Genomic DNA, 19,844 nt, shown 5'->3' with positions numbered 1-19,844 from the left:
TAAATGAATAAATAACTAAAAAATTTATTTTTTTGATAGATTCATAATTAAATCTATAAATTTTTTATTATTTAATATAATAAATACTATGAATAATCAAAAACAAGAAAAAGCTTATAAACTTTTTAATGAAACAAAAGTTGCAAAAGTAATTTGAATTGTTGGTATACCGGCACTTTTAAGTGCTATTATGGCTGGTCTTTATACATTCGTAGATCAACTATTAATTCAACAATTTACACCAGAGACAAAGCCATTATTTGGGGATGATGGTTTAATTTATGGATATATAGACGGGTTTAAATCTTTATCTAGCGAAGAGCTTCAAGAACTTATTAAAATATATAATAGCAATATAACCGATAAAACAAAATATTCCGAGTTGTCATTAATGACTTCGAATACTGTTGTATCAACAGCTATAGTTAGTTTTAATCCAATAATAATTATTATAAATGCAATAGTACTTTTTATTCCCGTTGGTTCTAGTGTTTACTATACAAAGTTAATTGCAAAAAATCATGAGAAGCTAGGGAAAGATGTATGAGCCACAGTTTTTTGGATGTCATTTATAGTTGGTTTAATATCTGGTATGATTGCTATATTTGTATCTATTTTAGGTGTGCCAGACATTTTGGCCGGAAATAATACATATGATAATGTTGTAGCAAATAAAATGGGTGATGATTTTTTACTTATGAAAGCATATTTTGATGCAGCGCATGATCTTAGTGTTGCTTGGGCAAAGGATTACATATATGTTTATGCTGGCGGCGCATTTATAATGGCTTTACATGTTATATTATCATTTTTAATAAAAGCTGAAGGCAGAAATAATTATGTTCTTTTTATTGCAATAATTTCAAATATAAGCAACATATTATTAGATATGTTATTTATTATTGTATTTAAATTAGGGGTGCTAGGTGGCGCGCTAGCTACATTAATTGGATGATCAATAAATCTACTTGGTTACTTATCATATTGCTGATACAATGCAAGAAAACAAAAAACATGACTTGATATAAATCATTTATTTAAATTTAAATTTAAAAAAAATATGCTTGTTCCAATATCTCTCTTAGGATTAAGCGGTTTTATTAGAACATTTACAATTGGTTTTTCTATTTTTGTTATTACTTTTATATTTAGCCATTCTGAATTTAGTGATCCAGCTAATTTCCAATATTATTGGTCTAAATCAAATCCTATTTTAGTGTTATTTATGTATGGTATTTTCGGTATAACTGATGGTGTTAGACCTCTTATGTCTTATAACTATGCTAATCGTAATTTTAAGCGTTGTAAAGAAACGATGATATGGGGGTTAACATCTGCTGTTATTGTTGCTATCGTTTCAATCGTGTTAATGAATGTATTTGCGAATCAATTTGTTGAATTATTAAATGTTCAAGATGATAAAAAAAATGGAAGTATTTTGTTTTTAAGAATGTTTTCATTTAGAATATTGTTTTTCTCACCTGTTATAGTTGCATTAATTCTATTCCAAGGGACAAATAATGTTGTAATGTCAAACATTGTGGCTGCTTTTGAAGGATTTTTAAGTTTTGTAGTTATTATGTCATTGTCATACGTTACAGGATTATTATTATACAAAAATGGTTATGGTACTTGGGTTGCAAATATGTCTATTGCTATAGGTTGAATAATTAATTCTTTTGTGACGGGGTTAATTTTAGGGATAGTTTCATTTTGATATTTGTATAAAAAAATTCCTTATATTGATCAAAATAAACTAACATTTTTAAGAAAATTAGAACACAAAATAATTAAGCAAGCTGAAGAATATGAAAAAATAAGTGTTCAAAAACAGGATTAAAAAATGCGATATATCGTGTATGAAAAACAAAATGATTTTTTTATCTTAAGTAAAGAAACATTAAATCACATAAAAGTTAATAGAATTAAAGAAAATCAACAATTTCATTGTTTATATAATAATGAATACTATATTTGTAAATTAGAAAATAACAAAGCAAAAATTATTGAAAAAACAAATATTAATAATGAGTATAAAAATGATATTATTGTTGGTTTGCCATTAATTAAGTATAAAAAAATTGACTTATTAATTCAAAAATTAACAGAGTTAGGTGTTAAGGAAATTTATTTATTAATAACAAAAAATATTTCCGTTATATGAAATGAAAAAGATATAAACAAAAAAATAGATCGTTGAACTTTAATTTCGAAAGCGGCATGTGAACAATGTTTTAGAAATAGTTGAATTAAAATTCATGCACCAATAAATTTTGAGCAATTTATCAAAATTTACCCAAAATACAACAAATATATTGCTCATGAAAAGTATGGCTTAGAAAATAATCAATATCAATTTAGTGGTAATTTAGTTTTTTTATCAGGTCCCGAGGGTGGATTTACCGATAATGAAATTGATATAGCGAAAAATAATAATTACAAAATAATTAGCCTTGGTAAAAGAATTTTAAGATCAGAAACATCAATTTTAAAAATGGTTTCAAATATTAATAATTTAAATTAAAAAAATACACAAAAATTTTTGATGTTTTGTGTATTTTTATTCTTTATCTGGGGTATTAAAACGTAATAAAGATTTAACTACCTCTTTTATTTCTGGTAAATTATCCTTTGTTCATTTACCGCTTTCAATAAGGGCGGAACCTTTTTTTAATCAATTATCAAATTTTATTTTTTCTGAACTTATAAAATCCTTATATTCATTAGTGAAAAGTACTGAATTATAATTTAATTCATATTCCTCATCATTTTGCTCTTTAGCGGCTTTGATAAAGCATTTTGCTTTTTCAAATTTTGTATCCATTAGAGTTAGACTAAGTTTTCCAAGTCCTAATGCTTTACTTAAAAAGCCACTCTTGTTTTTTTACTACTTTATTAAAGTGGTTTTTAAAACTTGATAATAATGTTTTGTTTTTTAAAGCATGTTTAATGTGAAGGTTTAATATTTTTGTTGCATGAGCATTAACTGCTTGATTCACTACATCTTCTGAAAAATATATGGCCTTATTTAATGAATTTGGGACAGCATTTATTTCATTAATGTAAAAGTTAAGTAATTTATTTATTTCATCATCCGATAGATAAACATCCAATATATTTTTTAATCCAGCCTTATCAACATTAATCTTCTCAACTGTTTTAATTCTTGTGTCTTTTGGTTTTTTTGAATCTTCTTCTTTTTCCTTTTTGTTTTCTTGTTTACTATTGCATCCTATTGTTGATGCAACTAATAACGTAGAAATTGTTAAAGAACCAAATAATAATAATTTTGTCTTTTTCATTTCCTCATTCTTTTTAAAATATGAGTTATTATAAAAAAAAACAAAAAAAATTCCAAAAAACCATCATTTTTTCGTATTTTTTAGTAAATAAAATATTTTATTATTGAAATAAAAAAACCCATTATTTAATAAAATAACGGGTTTTTATTAGTTTTTTTGATTTTAAAGTGCTAATTCTGTAAGTGTTTTAACCATTACACCAGTAGGAATTCCATTTTGTTCAGAGGTTCCCGCTATATCACAATGTATGTATTCCACATCTTCTGTAAATTCTTTTAAAAACATTGCGGCTGAACATGAGCCACCATTTCCGGAAAAGTCTGTGTTTTTAAGATCGGCAACCTCTGATTTTTTTATATTTTTTGCAAATTCATCATTAAGAGGCATTCTTCATACTAATTCATTTGAGTTTAAAGCAGCCATAGAAATATCATTTCATGCATTTTCAGTTGTTGCTCAGATTCCGGTGTATGTTGTTCCTAGCGCGGTTAAAATAGCTCCTGTTAGTGTTGCTACATCAACTACTCTTGTTGCTTTTAATTTTCTAATTGCATAAGTTATTCCGTCAGCCATCACAAGTCTTCCTTCTGCATCTGTGTTGTTAACTTCAACAGTTTTACCATTCATTGATGTCCAAACAGAATCTGGTAATGAAGCATCGCCGTTAATTCTATTATCTGTTATACATAAAACTGCTGCTACATTTGATTTTGGCTGTAATTGAGCTATGGAAATCAGGCTTGATGCCACAATTGCGGCCCCAGACATATCAAACTTCATTCCTATCATATATCTGGATGGTTTTAAACTATAACCCCCAGAATCAAATGTAATACCTTTTCCTACATAAACTATTTTTTTATCTGAATTAGGGTCGCCTTTATATTCTAAAACTACAACTCTAGGTTCATACATACTACCTTTATTTACTGATAGTAATAATCCCATTTTTTCTTTTTCAATTTCTTTTTTATTTAGAATCTTAATACTAAATTTATCATTCAAAAAAGGTTTTGCATTTTCTTCAACTAGTTTAGCCATATTTTCAGAATTAAGTTCATTTGGAGACATAATTTGAAGATCTCTAGTCATTTTTATTGCATTAATTAATATTTGAGATTTGTTTCATTCATTATCATCTATTTTTTTTGTTGTTAATAATTCAAATTTATTAGCTTTTGATTCATTTTTTTGTGTTTTTTTATTTCAAATTTTTTCAGTATTGTATGATATAGATTCGGCAAAATAAGTTGCAATTGTATTTATATCAATATTATTTGTTATAAATGAGTCTAAATCTATTTCATAACTTCTTTTTGATGTTGTAACAATTTTTGTTGCAACATTTTTTAATGAAGTGGTATTAAATTTTTCTCTATCTCCTAAAAAAACAAATGCCTCATTGTTTTCTAAATATTCCGTGATAACTCCGAATTCGGTTATTAAATTTTCTTTTTCATTTTTATTAAAAGTTCCCTTTAATAAAACAATATTTTTATTTCTTTTATTATTTGGTTTATTCATTTTTTCCTTTCATGTTAAAAAAATAATAATTTATAATGTATATTTTAATATAAAGGTAATAAAAATATTAATTTTTTGTAAAATAAACATATGAAAATAATTATTTGTGGAACACCAGAGTTTACGGTCCCTGTTTTTTTTGAAATATCAAAAAAACATGATATTATAGCCGTAATTACTCAACCAGATAAAAAAGCTAATCGAGGACAACAATTATGTGAAAATAAGGTATCGGCTTTTGCGAAAAAAAATAACTTTTTACTTTTCAAACCTGACAAAATAGGAAATATATACGAAGAATTAAAACAATTAGATTTCGATATTTTATTAACATATGCTTTTGGTCAATATATTCCTGAGAAAATACTCTTATTACCAAAGATTGCTGCAATCAATATTCATGGTAGTTTATTACCTAAATATCGTGGCGCCGCCCCAATACAACATGCATGTTTAAATGATGAAAAAGAGACAGGAATAAGTTTGATATACATGACAAAAATAATGGATGCAGGTGATATACTTTTTACAAAAAAAATTGATATAGAACCAAATGACACAACTTCTATTTTATTCAGTAAAATTACTGAATTAGCAAAGAATAATATCAATTTATGATTAGAAAAAATAGAGAAAAATGATATATTTATTACTAAACAAGACGAAAGGTTTGTAACTTTTGCTCCTAAGTTAGAAAAGGAAAATGGCGAGCTTAAAATTGATAAAACAATTTCTGAAAACATAAATATTATTAGAGCATATGCTGATAATCCTGGCGCATTTACTTTTATAAACAATAAAAGAGTTAAAGTTTTTAGAGCACAAGTCAAACAAATTAAGGGCGCCCCATTTATAGAATTAAAAGACGGGAATCTATATTTAACGAAATATCAATTTGAATCAAAAAAAATAGTGGATTTAAATAATTAATCCACTATTTTATTATGCTAGAGCGCCAATAGGATCTCATGGTGATAATTCAACAAGTTTTGCACTTTCATAAATTTCTTTTTGTTCATTTGTTAAGTATTTTTTGTCAATCATTATTTGATATGCAAATTCGTCAAACCATTTATCAGACATAGAAAATACTCCATTTTTACCAATTTTATCACCTCATGAGTTTTCTACTTGTCATGTAATTGGGTTACCTTTGTCATCCAAGTTTACACCAGTAAATACCATTGCGTGTGTTAAAAGACTTTCGCCATAATCTAAACGTTGAGCTTTTGTTCAATTTGGCATATATCCTAGCGTATCTTCAAAATTATACATTTCATGATCCATGATACCTTGTTTGCTATTGCTCATTTTGCCAACATCGCAACCAAATCAAACTGGTTCTTTATCTTTTATTGCCGCTATTGCCATTCTTTTAAGTTCGCCAATAGGTAAATTTAAATGCCTAATAGGTTTTGCTTCTACAACATTTCCTAAATATTTAACTGTGTAAACTTTATTATATGGTTTATCTTCTGTTGGAGCATTAATAACACTAACTTTGTCATCTAAATTTCAACCAACAACCTCTTTAAAGAATTCTTGTGGAGTCATTTTTTCTAAACGATGATATTTACCATCTTTATCTTCATATTCAAATTCTACAAATTCGGGTATGCGTCCAAGCGATTTAACTAAAACATTATAAATAATTTGTAAATACTTCTTTTTCATATTTTTTAGATTTTCAATTTTTTTAGTGTTTGCATATTCACTACGTAATTCATATGCAAAATATCTTAACATACTAGTTAAATTTGAATTCATTTGATAACTACGTTCAGAATTTAATGTTTCAGGCATATGGTCTTTTGGAACAACTCCATATTTTCTTAAAATGGCGCTAAACATATCTCACTGTCCACCATCTTCAAGCGGGTTTTTTAATAAATGGGCAATTAACCTAGAATCTAATTTTTCTTTAACGGTATCAATAATTGCATCTAAAAAATAATTTGATCTTTCTAGTTTATCTCAGAAAAATGTATAACTTTGTGAAAATTCGGTTGTTTTCAAATTATATTTTTCCATTGTTTTTACTCTTGCTGTATTTAATGCAGCAAACATTCAGCATCTACCACTATTATTTTGATTTGTTATGTCGCCTTTTTTTGTAGTGTTTGAAAATTTGAATGTATGTCTTTTAATGGCTTCATTATTTATTGATGCCTCTAAAATTCCAACGCGAGCTATAGCTGACTCAACGGCCTTATTTTCTTTTTTTGAATCATATTTTTTCGCAAATTCTTTTAATAATTTTTGATCTATCATTTTCACCTCTTTCATTTTGTTTGTATAATATTTATAATATTACAAATTTGTATTATTATGTCATAATTAAATATAAAATGGACAATTACCCAAGTTCGGTTGAAGGGGGCGGTTTCGAAAACCGTTAGGAGAGGCAACTTTCGCGGGGGTTCAAATCCCTCATTGTCCGCCATATAAAAAACACTTTATATAACAAAGTGTTTTTTCTATACAAAAAATTAAATAATTCAATAAAAAACAAACAATATTTGTTTGTTTTTTATTATTTTAGTCTATCTAAAATTACTTTATTTTCGACTTTTTGTTTATTAATTTCAAATCCTTTTTCTAATTCTTTTATAAGGTTTAAATCTATTGGGTTTGATGAATATAAGCGAAAAATCACATCGCCTATTTTAACATTATCATTTGTTTTTTTAATTATGGTAATGCCTGCTTCATTATCTATTATATCTTCTTTTGTTAATCTACCAGCGCCAAGTTTCATAGCAACATTTCCAAATACTAAACTATCATATATATTCATATACCCATCAGTTTTTGATTTAACTTCAAATTTATATTTAGGATTTCAAAACAAAGGATTTTTTAATGCCTCTATGTCACCGCTTTGCGAACTAATTCACTCATAAAATTTATTAAGTGCTTTTCCACTTTTTATTGACTCATCTATTAATTTATATGCTTTTTTATGATCTTTTTCAATTCCTGCTTGATCTAGCATGGTTGCGCAACTTGAATAAACCAATTCATTAAAATCTTCTGGTCCTTCACCTTTTAATGTTTTAATAGCTTCTAGCACCTCGTTTTTATTTCCAATTTCTTTTCCAATAGGACTAGACATGTTTGTAATTTCTGCTCTTACATCAACATTTAATTCTTTTCCTATATTAATCATTGTGGTTGCTAATTCTCTGGCTGATTTTAAATCCTTCATAAAAGCTCCCTCACCACATTTAACATCAAGTAAGATAGCGTTTGCTCCTGTCGCAAGTTTTTTAGACATAATTGAAGCAGCAATAAGCGGTATTGAGTTAACGGTTCCGGTAACATCTCTAAGTGCATAGGTTTTTTTATCTGCGGGCACTAGTGATTTTGATTGTCCAACAACAGCAACACCATGTTTTATTACATTATCAATAAATTCTTGTTGAGTTAATTCGATTCTATAGCCAGGAATAGTTTCGAGCTTATCAATGGTCCCCCCTGTATGCCCTAATCCTCTTCCTGACATTTTTGCCACTGGAGCACCTAATGATGATACAATTGGTGCTATAGCAATGGTTGTTTTATCTCCAACGCCACCAGTTGAGTGTTTATCCACTTTTATCCCTTTAATTTTACTTAAGTCCAAAACTTCACCAGATTTTATATATGCTTTTGTTAAAAAACCTAGTTCTTTCGAACTCATTGAATTAAAAACTACCGCCATTAAAAATGCTGACATTTGGTAATCCGGGATTTTTCCTTCAACATAGCCATTAACTAAAAAATCAATTTCCTCTTTAGAAAGTTCGATCTTATTAATTTTTTTATTAATAATATCTGTTACACGCATTATGCAACTCCTAATGCAATTTTCATCATATCATTAAAAGAGTTTTGACGTTCTAATGGGGTTGTTTCTTTGTGTGTAATTAAATTATCAGAAATCGTTAAAAGACATGCTGCATTTTTGTTTAATTTTTTAGCGTTTATAAATAGTGCATAAGATTCCATTTCAACTGCTAATGATTTAGTAATTTTAATTGTTTCTTCAAGTGGTCTAGAAGCATAAAAAACTTCTGATGAATGAATTCTTCCTTCAACTAATTTAATGTTTAATTTTTTTGCGCTTTCACGAAGTTTTTTATTTAATGATTCACTAGGTTTGGCAATATTGGTTGTTTCACCTAATACTAATTCTGAAAAAGCGCTTGAATCTGAATATGATTCAGTAGCTAGCACTGTTGTATATAAATCTAAATTTTTGATGTATGAACCAGCTGAGCCAATCCTAATAATGTTATCAACATCATAAAATTTAAAAAGTTCGTAACTATATATTCCAATAGATGGGCATCCCATACCACTAGCGGCAACACTTATTTTTTTACCGTTGTATTCTCCAGTATACATCAAAACATTTCTAACGCTAGAAACTAATTCTACATTTTTTAAATATGTTTCGGCAATATATTTTGCACGAAGCGGATCTCCTGGCATTAAAACGGTTTTTGCTATTGAACCAGGTTTTGCATTAATGTGTGGTGTCATTTTTTCTCCTATCTAATCCCCTTTATAATATTCGGTATAAAATTATCACCTAACATAGGGATAATTGAATTTGCAAATTCTTTAAAATGTTCAGTTTTTTTGTGTTCGTTATATGATTTATCGCTAACTCATCTTGAAACGAAGACAAAATCATTTTCATTTTTCCCTTGTCCATAATCAAAAGATAGATTAATAGTTTCTTTTCTTGAAGCATCAATATATTTGTTTGCAGCTTCAATAAAACTATTTCTAAATTCATTTTTTATTATGTATGTGATAACTAAAAATACCATTTTTCCCTTTCATATTGTTCTAAAATTATACACATATTGGTTAAAAATGCTATATTATCAAAAAATGCATTTAAATAAATAATTGTAGTTTATAATTTATTAATAAGATTATCATACATGATTAGGAGAAAGATATGAAAGAAATTAAAGTTACAATTATTGACCCAATTGGTTTACATGCAAGACCTGCATCTCAATTATGCCAAGAAGCAGCTAAATATAGTTCTAAAATAGAGCTTAAAACAGCAACAGCATCTGGTAATTTAAAATCAATTATGAATATAATGTCGCTAGGAGTTAAAACAAATACTCAAGTTACAATAACAGCGGATGGAAGTGATGAAGTTGCTGCCATTGAGGGGCTTAAAAAAGTAATGATTGCTAATAATATTATTGATAATTAAATATAATTTATAAAATATGGTATCATTATAAAGCAATAATTAATTGCAGAAAGTAGAATCACTTCTCACCTGATGGATATATTCATGGGTTTTGCTACAATTAAGTTATTTATTGTTGATACCTTATCAATTAGATAATCTTTTTTGTTGTAAAGGGGTGGGAAACCACTTTTTTATTTATTTTAAGGAGAAAATTATAGCAGTAAATATAAAAAATAATGGTCCAAAGGCTGAACATACATTAAACGAATTTATTCCGTATAAAAAAGTTTTTGTTATTGATGAAAATAATGAAAAAATAGGTGTTATGGAGCGTGATGCCGCCATTGCGATGGCAAAAGAAAAACGTATGGATTTAGTTTTAATTAATATTCAACCAAATCCAATTGCAAAAATTTTGGATTATGGTAAGTTTAAATATAATCGCAAGAAAAAAGCTAAAGAGGTTAAGGAAAAACAAACAAACATACAAAATAGACAAGTTCGTTTAACTCCTCTTATAGGTGATCATGATCTTCAAACAAAAGCTAGAAAAGCTAGAGAGTTCTTATTGAATGGTGACAGAATTAAAGTAAGTCTTAAATTTAGAGGTCGCGAACTTACACGTCAAGAGTTGGGCCATGAAACACTAAATAGGTTTTTTTTATTGGTTGAAGATATTGCTGAAATAGCAAAAGAAGCTACTTTAACACAAGATCGTTTTTTAGATTTACAAATTCAACCTTCAAAAGTGAAAATTGCTAAATTTTTAAAAGAACAAAAAAATACAGAGATGGAGAAAGATAATGCCAAAAATGAAGACAAAGAGTTCTCTAAAAAAGAGGATTAAAATTACAGGTACTGGAAAAATAATGCGTGAACAAGCATATCGTTCACATTTAGCACAAAATAAATCAACAAAACAAAAACGTCAATCTCGTAAATCAACCATAATGCATCCAAGTGATGTTAAGAGATTTAAGGCTTTAATTTAAGGAGAAATCATGAGAGTTAAAGGTGGAACAGTTACAAAAACAAGACGTAGAAAATGATTAAAACTTGCTAAAGGATATTTTGGACATAAATCTGTAGGTTACAAAGTAGCCAAACAAGCAGTTGTCAAGTCATGAACATATGCTTTTAGAGATAGAAAACAAGTAAAACGTGATTTTAGAAAATTATGAATATCAAGAATAAATGCCGCAGTTCGTGAACAAGGTATATCTTATTCAAGATTTATTAATGGATTAAAAGAAAATAACATTTTAATAAATAGAAAAATGTTATCAGAATTAGCCATTAATGAACCTGAAACATTTTCAAAACTTGTTAATCAAATAAAAAATAAAAAATAAATGCATGAGCATTTATTTTTTTGTATTATATTTTATTCAAATCTAATATTCTTTATGAAAGAATAAATTTGAATAATTGCAAATGTTATTGCCGATATTAACAATACATTATTTATAATAATAAGTCATAATTCTGGAATAATAAGTGTTGATAATAATGAGATTACCACATAAAAAGCGCTTATTAAATCTAAAATTATGAACGCTATTACTAACAACTTAATTCTTGAATTATCAATGTTTTTGTTTGAAAAAATGTCTTTTTTGATATTAAATGTGTAAATTAATAAAAAAGATAAGATAGGAACCCCGACAAGAACCATTCCGGTTGTCAAAGTATAACCAGATAGTGCATAAATAATGGTGGAACTTTTTGCCAATGAGGTTATTAATATTGCTATCATATTTAACATTGAAAATGCACCAATAGATAATAATGTTATAAAACAAATTTTTAAACAGAGTTTTTTAGCATCCATTTTTCTCCTTTTTTATATATTATATATAGTATTAATAAATTAAAGAAGGTTTTTATATGAAAAAAGTTGTGCTTGGAATGAGTGGTGGGGTTGATTCATCTGTTGCTGCATATTTATTAAAAAAACAAGGTTATGAGGTAATCGGTTTGTTTATGCGCAACTGAGACTCAATGGCTAATAATGATATACTAGGAAATAATTTTTTTGGTGATATATGCACTCAAGAACAAGATTATCTTGATGCTAAAAGTGTTGCTGATAAATTAGGTATAAAGCTATGTAGAGTTGATTTTATTAAAGAATATTGAGATCTTGTTTTTAGTGATTTAATTAATGAATATAAAAAAGGGCGCACACCTAATCCTGATATTTTATGCAATAAGTATATCAAATTTGATTTATTTGCAAAGTATGCTTTTGATACATTAAAAGGAGATTTTTTAGCGACAGGTCATTATGCAAAAGTTATAAATTCAAAATTATATAAAGCAAAAGATGAAAATAAAGATCAATCTTATTTTTTAGCTCAATTGACTAATAAGCAACTTGAAAATGTATTAATGCCTCTTGCGGAATTAACAAAGCCAGAAATTAGAAAAATTGCTAAAAAATTAGATTTAGTAACAGCAAGCAAAAAAGATAGTACAGGTATTTGTTTTATAGGTGAAAGAAATTTTACAAAATTTTTACAGAATTATATACCTGCGCAACCGGGAGATATTATAAGTATTATAGATAACAAAGTAATCGGAAAACATGAAGGAAGCATGTATTATACTCTCGGACAAAGAAAAGGGTTAAAATTAGGTGGCCAAAAAGAAAAACACTATGTTTGTGGTCACAATGTTCAAAAAAACATAGTTTATGTTGCGCCAATTAGTCATATGGAATACTTAAAATCTTTTAAATTATTTGCAAGTAATTTTAATCAAATTTCAGATATTACTAATTGAAATAATTTAAGCGCTAAATTTAGATACCGTCAAAAAGATATACCAATTAATTTGGAAATTATTGAGAATAATAACATTATTGTTTCTTATGAACAAGGTGCATATGCCGTTACCCCAGGCCAACAAGTTGTTATTTATGAAAATGATAAAGTAATCGGTGGGGCAATTATTGATAAAACAATGTAATTTAATAAAAAAACCGTCAAAAACGGTTTTTTTAGTTTACTCTTCGTTCTTCTCAAAATTCTAATATATCGTCTAATTTTATATCATTAAACCCTTTTATATGAAGGCCAAAATCTTTACCTTTTTGAACCTCTTTGGCATCATTAGTTCCTCTACGTAATGTATCATTAAAGCCAACATGGACAACTTTTTTATTTCTAATAACTTTTACTTTAGAATTTGACTTTACTATCCCTTCATCCATCATGCAACCAGCTATCGTTCCAACTTTTGAATAAGTAAATAACTTCATAACATGAGCTTCGCCAATTTTGAAATCTTCATAAATAGGCATTTCATTACTTGATAAAATAGCTTCAACATCTTCAATAATTTTATAAATTACATTATATGTAGAAATTCTAACACCTAAATTTTTTGCTCCTTGTTTAGTACTTAAATCAGGTTTAATATTGAAACAAAATATTTGAGCATTTGCAGTTTGTGCAAGCAGTAAATCTGAGTTTGTTACTTGTCCACCACTATATGAAATAACTCTTATAACAGCATCATCATTTTCTTTTTTATCTATTGTTTGTTTTATTGCTTCTGCAGTACCTTGAGTGTCACTTCTTATAATTATATTTATTACTTTTTTACCAGTAATTTCAACTTCTTGTGTTTTTTCATAAAGTTCTGTTTGTTTATCTTTTAAACGCTTTTCATTTGCTAATTTTTTTGCAAATTTTTCATCTTTAAAGCCAACAAATCTGTCACCAGCTAAGGGTAGATAGTTAAGTCCGGTTACAAGAACTGGGGCACCAGGATGTGCATGAACAACATTTTTGTAATTAGAATCCATTAATGCTCTAATTCTTCCGTATTTGCTCCCGGCAACAATAAAATCACCCTTATAAAGAGTACCATTCTCGACTATTAATGTTGTTACAGCTCCTAATCCCTTATCCAATTTAGATTCAATAACGGTTCCAATAGGGAAACGTCTTCTATTTGCTTTAAGGTCTAAAACCTCGGCTAAAAATAGAATTTTTTCAAATAATTCTTTAATTCCTTTTTCTTGTAATGCGCTACCTAAAACAACTTGTGTATCACCACCATAATCTTCAACAATAACATCTTCAGCAGCTAGCTCTGCTTTTATTTTTTCTATATCCTTGTTAGGTCTATCTATCTTATTTATAAATACAATTAATGGAACATTAGATGATTTTGCATGAAAAATAGCTTCTTTAGTTTGCGGCATAACACCATCATCGGCGGCAACAACCAAAATTATAATGTCGGTAATTTTTGCACCACGTGAACGCATTTGAGTAAATGCTTCATGGCCCGGGGTATCAATAAAAGTTATTTTTTTGCCTTTGTATACAACTTGATAAGCTCCAGTGTGTTGTGTAATTCCTGATGCTTCATTTGCGGCAACATTAGTTTTACGCATCTTATCAATTAATGTTGTTTTACCATGGTCAACATGACCCATAACTGTTACAACGGGTGGGCGACTAACTAATTCTTCTTCCTTGTCATCAAATTTCACCTCGTTTAGAAAGTTTGATGCATTAATTTCTTGTTCTCTTTTTAAGTCGATTCCATGATCAAAACAAACTTCAGCAATTTCTTCTTCGCTTAAAACATAGTTAAGTGGATAAGCTTTGCCTTGTAAAAGGAATTTTTTAATTATTTCATTGGCATTTATATTTAATTTTTTTGCTAGATCCGAAATTGACATTCTACCCGAATAAATAAGAACACCATCTTTAACTTCTGTAACAACCTTTTTAAGTTGTGATTTAATTTGATCTATATTTTTTGATTGATTACGTTTATCAGCCATATTCTTCCACCTCCTTAATTACTTTTGTATAGACATCCTGAGAAACATTCATTCGATATGATTTGTGTAGTATCTTACGATTTAATGCTTCTAAAATTATTTTCTTATTTTTTATTATATATGCTCCACGACCTTTTAATGAATTATTTCAATCTATTGAAATTTCATTATTTTTATTTTTATTAAATCTTAATAGTTGATCAATGGATAATATTTGGTTAGTAAAGACGCATTTTCTTGTTCTAATCTCAGTCTTCATCTGTAATATCACCTATATTTAAGTCTCCTAGTGAATCAAGTAAGTCTTTATCTGTTGTAAAGTTTGACATTGTTTTTTGAATATCCATTAAGCTTTCTTTAGATGATGATTCTTTCATAGCTTGTTCAAATTCTGCAAAATCATTTTCAAAATCATCTTTATCTGAGTTATCTTTTTTAGAAAATGAACGTGGAATTTTTTCAATATCTTTTGTTAACTCATCTTTATATTCTGAGTAAGAATCACTAGTTTTAACTATATTATTAAATTCATTGATTTCATTCATAATTGAATCAAAATCAACAGATTCGAACATATCTTTTGGTTTTTGGTGACGTTCTTTTTGTTTATTTCTAGGAATTCTAGTAAAGGTAGAACGCTCTCTTTTAATGTCTTTATTAAGTTCATCGAGTTCTGCTTCAGAAACATTACCATTAAAAATAATTTGGATATTATTTTTTATTGCCTCATCATATTTTAATATATTTAATTTGGCATTTACTAAATCAACAACAAGTGAGACATTTACACCACCTTTACCTATAGCTAAAGTTAATTGAGAATTTGGTACTATAACATCATATTCATCTTTTGATTTTTCGATAACACTGAGTATTCTAGCTGGCATAAAAGCATTAACTATATAATCAATTTTGTTTTCGCTATAGCGAACAATGTCAATTTTTTCTTCACCTAATTTTTCACAAATGGCATTTATTCTTGAAGAGTTAGGACCTATTACTGCACCAGTTATATCATAATCAATTTGTTTGTTGTCGCAAGGAGCAATTGAAACCTTACTTCTATTACTTGCATTACGTGCTATATTAATAATTGCAATTTCTTTATTGGCAATTTCTGGAATTTGTTTTTCAAATTCGTTTAACAATATTTTATTAGAAACGGTTGATAAAATTATTTGAGAGTATTTTGATTCTGGCATTACAGTTTCAACATATGCATCAATTTCTAAACTTGTATCATTTGCTTCAAGATATTTTTTGTGTGTATATTTTAAAGGCATAAAAGCTAATAAATTATCATCTTTAATTAATAAATTTATACCTTTTGGTCCACGTGATGTAATTCTAGCTTTAACCAATGTACCTATTTTATCTTTATATTTGTTGTATATATTTTCTTTTGAGATAGTATTTAACAATTGACTAAATTGCGACCTAATTGCTCTCTCGTTTTGTTGTGGTAATTTAGTGAAAATAACTTCTACTTTTATTTGGTCATTATCTTGAATATCATTTTGTATTTTTTGTGCATCAGAAAGTTTTATAAAAGTAGCAATAAAAGCTTCTTTCTTTTTATCGGCTCTAAAATCATGTTCATAGTCTTCATCATTTAATACAATTTTATTTTTATAAAACTTAAAAATATTTTGAGATCTATCTATCTCAAATTCTACTTTTGATTCAGGGTCCATTTTTAAAAACACTTGTTCAATAGCGGTTTTAAAACAATTAATTACGTCTATTATTTCTAAATTTTTTGATTTTGCGATTTCTTCAAAGAAACCAAAATAGTTTATATTATTTAAATTTTCTTCATTTCTTGCCATATTCATCTCCTTTAATAGTATTTAATTTCAATTTTGCTTATTTCAGACCATTTTATTTTTTGTTTACGAAATTGACCTTTAGCGTTTCATAAAACAATTATATATTCATCATTATTTTCTATGATTTTTCCGCAATATTCATTATGGTTATTTACAATTTTATTGCAAACAATTTTTAATTTTTTATCAATAAAATTGTTTATATTTTCTTGTTTTATATCAATTTCAGATCCTTTAGAAAGTACTTCGATATTGTAATTTTCTAAAAAAGACGCATCATTCACGTTGATAAATTTAACTATTTTACTGCTTAAATCGGTAACATCATTTAAGTTATCTAAAGTTGTTTCAACTTCAAAAATATCGTTTTTTATATTTATATTTGAAATGTATTTGCCAAATTCATTTAATATTTTTTCTTTCAATTCACTCTCCTTAATAAATAAAAAGTTACGCAAGCGCAACTTTTTATATAAAACTGCACTTCTATTATATATTATTTTTACATAAATAAAAATATCGGCTTAACCGATATTTATTTGTGGTAATAAAAATTATATGGCGCGCCCGAGAGGAGTCGAACCCCTAACCTCTTGGGCCGTAACCAAGCACTCTGTCCAATTGAGCTACGGGCGCACAATGGAGGCACCAACCGGATTCGAACCGGTAATCAGGGTGTTGCAGACCCATGCCTTGGCCGTTTGGCTATGGTGCCAACATTTAAATAGTTGCTTTATTATTTTAACATATAAATATATCTTTAATAATTAATTTTCATTGTTAATAAAGATATATAATTGAAATATAATGTTGGGAGGAAAAATGAATTTACTTGTTTTAGTTTATGATGATTTTCAAGATATTGAATTGGCTGGTACTCTAGGTATTTTGGAAAGAACAAAAAAAATAAATGTTACATATTACAATCCTGATTATAAGGATGTAACTGGGGTTCATAAGGTTATAAAACTTAATGTTATTAAGGAAGAATTAAAACCAGAATTATATGATGGAATATTAATAGTTGGTGGCAAACAAGCACAAACATTAAGAAAAGATAAAAGAGGATTAGATTTAGTTAAATACTTTATGGATAGTAAAAAATATGTATTTGCTATTTGTGATGCTCCTAATGCGCTTTATGAAAATGGTCTAATTCCGGTTAAAAAATATGCTTCTTATCCAATGCCAAATTTTAAACCAGGAAAAAATAGAGTTAATGATTTAGTTTGTGTGGAAGGTAATTTAGTAACGGGGAAATCGCCATATGCATCTCATGATTTTGCCATTCAAATAATAAGAACATTATTTGGTGATGAGTTAGCAAATCAAATAGCTAATGGCACAAATCCAAAATAAAAAGTTCATATGAACTTTTTATTTTTTATTTTTGATTATTTTCAGATTAAATATTTTTGTTTTTCTAAATCAATGCCTTGGACGTTTTTTAAACGGAATTTTTGAATTTAAAAAATCAACTATTTCCTTACTATTTTTAATAAAAGGATTGTGGTCATTGCCAATTTTAATAAAATTCATTTTATTATCTTCAAGATAATTAATTAGTTTTAATCCATCTATTACAATATCTTTTTCAGAGACAATAAAAGTTGTTTTGTCCTTTATTTCGTTATACATATCATTCAATTTATTTAAAAAATCAAGATTAATGACGTTTTCTTTTATCATTTCAAATCAAGCAGATTTCGGATTGATAAAAACATCCATTAAGTTACGTTGATAAATATTATTTAATGTGTTTAATTTTAATAGTGATGTAATTGATTTTTTTGCAATAACAGAATCGCTATGTGCTAAAGAAAGAATTTTATATCCTATTGTATGTCTCATGTCCGGGTGGATTGGATTTACCAAAAATGTTTCAATGCAATTATATTTTTTAGTTATTTCATATGCAACTGCTCCACCAATGGAGTGACATAATAAATAAATATTTGAGTTTTTAATATTGTCCATTATTCAACTAGCATATTTTATTCATTCGTTATAATTTGCATCTTGATTATTTAAATTCATTTTTGAACCAGGCATATTTAATGCTATAACATTAAAATTTAATTTTTCGCCATAAACTCTTCTAGCAAATTCAAAATTAGAGTTTACTCCATGAATAAAAACTAACGTGTTTATTGAGTTGTTATCTTGAACAAATATTTGGTCAATTTGATTGTTTATTTTGTAAAAATTAATCATATCTAAATAATACATTAAAAATAAAATACATATAAACGAGGAAATAAATATTATTTTATATTGTTATTTCATACTATAAAGTAGTTTTTTTGTTTAAAATATATTCATGTTTTATCTTATAAGGAAAGAAAAAAATATATCTAGTTTTGCAGCTATAACTAACTTTGCGAAAAACAACAAAATAATAAAAATAGGTCATTCAGGAACGCTTGATCCATTGGCAACAGGTTGTTTACTTTTGGGCAGTGATGATGATGCAAAACTTTTTACATTTATAAAAAACAAAACAAAAAAATATCATGTTGAGTCCCAACTAGGTTTTCAAACAGATACATTTGATATAACCGGTATGGTTGTAAATAAAACAACAAAAAAATGTTTTTCTCTAGAAGAAATAATGAATTCTATTGAAAAAATTAAAAAAGTGGATTTTCAAAAACCACCTATTTTTTCAGCAAAAAAAGTGAATGGTAAAAGAGCATATGATTTAGCAAGAGGTAATGTAAAATTTACGCTGCCAAACATACAAATTAAAATTTTTAGTATAGAAAATGTAGATTTTGACGTAGAAAATCAGATATTAAAATTTGATATTCACGTTTCTAATGGTACATATATAAGAAGTATTGTTAATGATTTAGGAAATGAATTAGGAACTTATGCAACAATGACAAATTTAGATAGGTATGAAATTAGTGGTATTAGTTTTGGTATATCGCATAAAGAAATAATAAAAAAACTTTTTAAAAATAATATTATTTTGACAAATAAGAAAGATGTAATTGAATTGCAAAAAAATCATTTTAATTATGTATGTAAGTTAGATTGGTATAAAAAAATAATAAATAAAAATGACGACTATATTTTGGTTGATAAAGATAAATATGAAGTTTATGGAATTATAAATATAACTGATGGTTTTATAAAAGTTAAAAAGCTTTTTGGGAAAAGGCTTCAATAACAAG

Annotated in this window: 23 protein-coding genes and 3 tRNA genes; 11 read left to right on the top strand and 15 right to left on the bottom strand. The window is 27.1% G+C overall.

The features are described from left to right. The first annotated feature begins 88 nt into the window (after positions 1-88). Positions 89-1,840 carry an MATE family efflux transporter gene (locus T380_RS0101205; protein ID WP_036436724.1) on the top strand — a complete coding sequence of 584 codons (1,752 nt, stop codon included), beginning with the start codon at positions 89-91 and terminating at the stop codon, positions 1,838-1,840. Between the two features lie 3 nt (positions 1,841-1,843). Next, positions 1,844-2,524, top strand: coding sequence for a 16S rRNA (uracil(1498)-N(3))-methyltransferase (locus T380_RS0101200; RefSeq protein WP_027334126.1), 681 nt, complete (start codon positions 1,844-1,846; stop codon positions 2,522-2,524). Between the two features lie 36 nt (positions 2,525-2,560). On the opposite strand, the gene T380_RS0101195 is transcribed toward T380_RS0101200, so the two are convergent. The 3 genes from T380_RS0101195 to T380_RS0101185 form a co-directional block, all read right to left on the bottom strand. Next, positions 2,561-2,824 (bottom strand): hypothetical protein, encoded by a 264-nt coding sequence (locus tag T380_RS0101195; protein ID WP_027334125.1) that lies wholly within the window; start codon positions 2,822-2,824, stop codon positions 2,561-2,563. A 34-nt stretch (positions 2,825-2,858) separates the two neighbouring features. After that, positions 2,859-3,302 (bottom strand): hypothetical protein, encoded by a 444-nt coding sequence (locus tag T380_RS0101190; protein ID WP_027334124.1) that lies wholly within the window; start codon positions 3,300-3,302, stop codon positions 2,859-2,861. Between the two features lie 162 nt (positions 3,303-3,464). Then, on the bottom strand, positions 3,465-4,826 hold the full coding sequence (locus tag T380_RS0101185; protein ID WP_027334123.1) for a M17 family metallopeptidase: 1,362 nt from the start codon (positions 4,824-4,826) through the stop codon (positions 3,465-3,467). A gap of 90 nt (positions 4,827-4,916) precedes the next feature. Between T380_RS0101185 and T380_RS0101180 the strand changes: the two genes are divergently transcribed. Next, a complete protein-coding gene (locus T380_RS0101180; protein WP_027334122.1) occupies positions 4,917-5,756 on the top strand; it encodes a methionyl-tRNA formyltransferase in 840 nt (279 codons plus the stop codon). Positions 5,757-5,768: 12 nt separating this feature from the next. Here T380_RS0101180 and T380_RS0101175 read toward each other — a convergent pair whose 3' ends face one another. Next, positions 5,769-7,097 (bottom strand): C1 family peptidase, encoded by a 1,329-nt coding sequence (locus T380_RS0101175; protein ID WP_027334121.1) that lies wholly within the window; start codon positions 7,095-7,097, stop codon positions 5,769-5,771. Between the two features lie 79 nt (positions 7,098-7,176). Between T380_RS0101175 and T380_RS0101170 the strand changes: the two genes are divergently transcribed. Further along, positions 7,177-7,269: transfer RNA gene (locus T380_RS0101170), tRNA-Ser, on the top strand. 90 nt (positions 7,270-7,359) lie between these two features. On the opposite strand, the gene T380_RS0101165 is transcribed toward T380_RS0101170, so the two are convergent. From T380_RS0101165 to T380_RS03840, 3 genes are read right to left on the bottom strand one after another with little or no spacing between them, the layout of a single operon-like run. Beyond that, positions 7,360-8,655 (bottom strand): thymidine phosphorylase, encoded by a 1,296-nt coding sequence (locus T380_RS0101165; protein ID WP_027334120.1) that lies wholly within the window; start codon positions 8,653-8,655, stop codon positions 7,360-7,362. Then, a complete protein-coding gene (gene deoD / locus T380_RS0101160; RefSeq protein ID WP_027334119.1) occupies positions 8,655-9,353 on the bottom strand; it encodes a purine-nucleoside phosphorylase in 699 nt (232 codons plus the stop codon). The genes T380_RS0101165 and deoD overlap by 1 nt, the downstream gene beginning before the upstream one ends. An 8-nt stretch (positions 9,354-9,361) precedes the next feature. After that, a complete protein-coding gene (locus T380_RS03840) occupies positions 9,362-9,646 on the bottom strand; it encodes a putative quinol monooxygenase (protein ID WP_051599942.1) in 285 nt (94 codons plus the stop codon). Between the two features lie 134 nt (positions 9,647-9,780). On the opposite strand from T380_RS03840, the gene T380_RS0101150 reads away from it, so the two are divergent. The 4 genes from T380_RS0101150 (at position 9,781) to rplT (ending at position 11,384) form a co-directional block, all read left to right on the top strand. Next, positions 9,781-10,050: an HPr family phosphocarrier protein gene (locus T380_RS0101150; RefSeq protein WP_027334118.1), complete on the top strand. Its 270-nt coding sequence runs from the start codon at positions 9,781-9,783 to the stop codon at positions 10,048-10,050. 91 nt (positions 10,051-10,141) lie between these two features. Further along, on the top strand, positions 10,142-10,879 hold the full coding sequence (infC, locus tag T380_RS0101145) for a translation initiation factor IF-3 (protein WP_425411599.1): 738 nt from the start codon (positions 10,142-10,144) through the stop codon (positions 10,877-10,879). Then, positions 10,845-11,024: a 50S ribosomal protein L35 gene (rpmI, locus tag T380_RS0101140; RefSeq protein ID WP_425411598.1), complete on the top strand. Its 180-nt coding sequence runs from the start codon at positions 10,845-10,847 to the stop codon at positions 11,022-11,024. The genes infC and rpmI overlap by 35 nt, the downstream gene beginning before the upstream one ends. 6 nt (positions 11,025-11,030) lie before the next feature. Next, positions 11,031-11,384, top strand: coding sequence for a 50S ribosomal protein L20 (rplT, locus tag T380_RS0101135; protein ID WP_425411600.1), 354 nt, complete (start codon positions 11,031-11,033; stop codon positions 11,382-11,384). Positions 11,385-11,416: 32 nt separating this feature from the next. On the opposite strand, the gene T380_RS0101130 is transcribed toward rplT, so the two are convergent. Beyond that, the gene (locus T380_RS0101130) at positions 11,417-11,863 is read right to left on the bottom strand and encodes a hypothetical protein (protein WP_027334114.1); all 447 of its coding nucleotides are present in this window, start codon (positions 11,861-11,863) and stop codon (positions 11,417-11,419) included. Positions 11,864-11,919: 56 nt separating this feature from the next. Here T380_RS0101130 and mnmA point away from each other — a divergent pair, with 56 nt between their 5' ends. After that, the gene (mnmA, locus tag T380_RS0101125; protein ID WP_027334113.1) at positions 11,920-13,002 is read left to right on the top strand and encodes a tRNA 2-thiouridine(34) synthase MnmA; all 1,083 of its coding nucleotides are present in this window, start codon (positions 11,920-11,922) and stop codon (positions 13,000-13,002) included. A gap of 31 nt (positions 13,003-13,033) precedes the next feature. On the opposite strand, the gene infB is transcribed toward mnmA, so the two are convergent. The 6 genes from infB to T380_RS0101095 form a co-directional block, all read right to left on the bottom strand. Further along, the gene (gene infB / locus T380_RS0101120) at positions 13,034-14,836 is read right to left on the bottom strand and encodes a translation initiation factor IF-2 (RefSeq protein WP_027334112.1); all 1,803 of its coding nucleotides are present in this window, start codon (positions 14,834-14,836) and stop codon (positions 13,034-13,036) included. After that, positions 14,826-15,095 (bottom strand): YlxR family protein, encoded by a 270-nt coding sequence (locus tag T380_RS0101115; RefSeq protein WP_027334111.1) that lies wholly within the window; start codon positions 15,093-15,095, stop codon positions 14,826-14,828. Before T380_RS0101115 ends, infB begins: the two co-directional genes overlap by 11 nt. Beyond that, positions 15,079-16,665, bottom strand: coding sequence for a NusA N-terminal domain-containing protein (locus T380_RS0101110; RefSeq protein WP_027334110.1), 1,587 nt, complete (start codon positions 16,663-16,665; stop codon positions 15,079-15,081). The genes T380_RS0101115 and T380_RS0101110 overlap by 17 nt, the downstream gene beginning before the upstream one ends. Positions 16,666-16,676: 11 nt before the next feature. Then, entirely contained in the window at positions 16,677-17,090 is a 414-nt protein-coding gene (locus T380_RS0101105) for a ribosome assembly cofactor RimP (protein WP_027334109.1), read from the bottom strand. Between the two features lie 134 nt (positions 17,091-17,224). Beyond that, positions 17,225-17,301, bottom strand: a tRNA-Arg gene (locus T380_RS0101100). A 4-nt stretch (positions 17,302-17,305) separates the two neighbouring features. Continuing rightward, positions 17,306-17,380, bottom strand: a tRNA-Cys gene (locus T380_RS0101095). A 92-nt stretch (positions 17,381-17,472) separates the two neighbouring features. Here T380_RS0101095 and T380_RS0101090 point away from each other — a divergent pair. Further along, positions 17,473-18,024 (top strand): DJ-1/PfpI family protein, encoded by a 552-nt coding sequence (locus T380_RS0101090; RefSeq protein WP_084259803.1) that lies wholly within the window; start codon positions 17,473-17,475, stop codon positions 18,022-18,024. Positions 18,025-18,042: 18 nt separating this feature from the next. On the opposite strand, the gene T380_RS0101085 is transcribed toward T380_RS0101090, so the two are convergent. After that, the gene (locus tag T380_RS0101085; protein ID WP_156930188.1) at positions 18,043-18,879 is read right to left on the bottom strand and encodes an alpha/beta hydrolase family protein; all 837 of its coding nucleotides are present in this window, start codon (positions 18,877-18,879) and stop codon (positions 18,043-18,045) included. Positions 18,880-18,985: 106 nt separating this feature from the next. Between T380_RS0101085 and truB the strand changes: the two genes are divergently transcribed. Further along, positions 18,986-19,840 (top strand): tRNA pseudouridine(55) synthase TruB, encoded by an 855-nt coding sequence (truB, locus tag T380_RS0101080; RefSeq protein ID WP_027334106.1) that lies wholly within the window; start codon positions 18,986-18,988, stop codon positions 19,838-19,840. The last annotated feature ends 4 nt before the right edge of the window (positions 19,841-19,844 follow it).

It is taken from the genome of Mycoplasma elephantis ATCC 51980, assembly GCF_000687815.1.
GTDB lineage: Bacteria > Bacillota_I > Bacilli_A > Mycoplasmatales > Metamycoplasmataceae > Mycoplasma_H > Mycoplasma_H elephantis.
The sequence above is the reverse complement of the archived record's forward strand: the minus strand, read 5'-3'. Positions and strand labels throughout refer to the sequence as shown.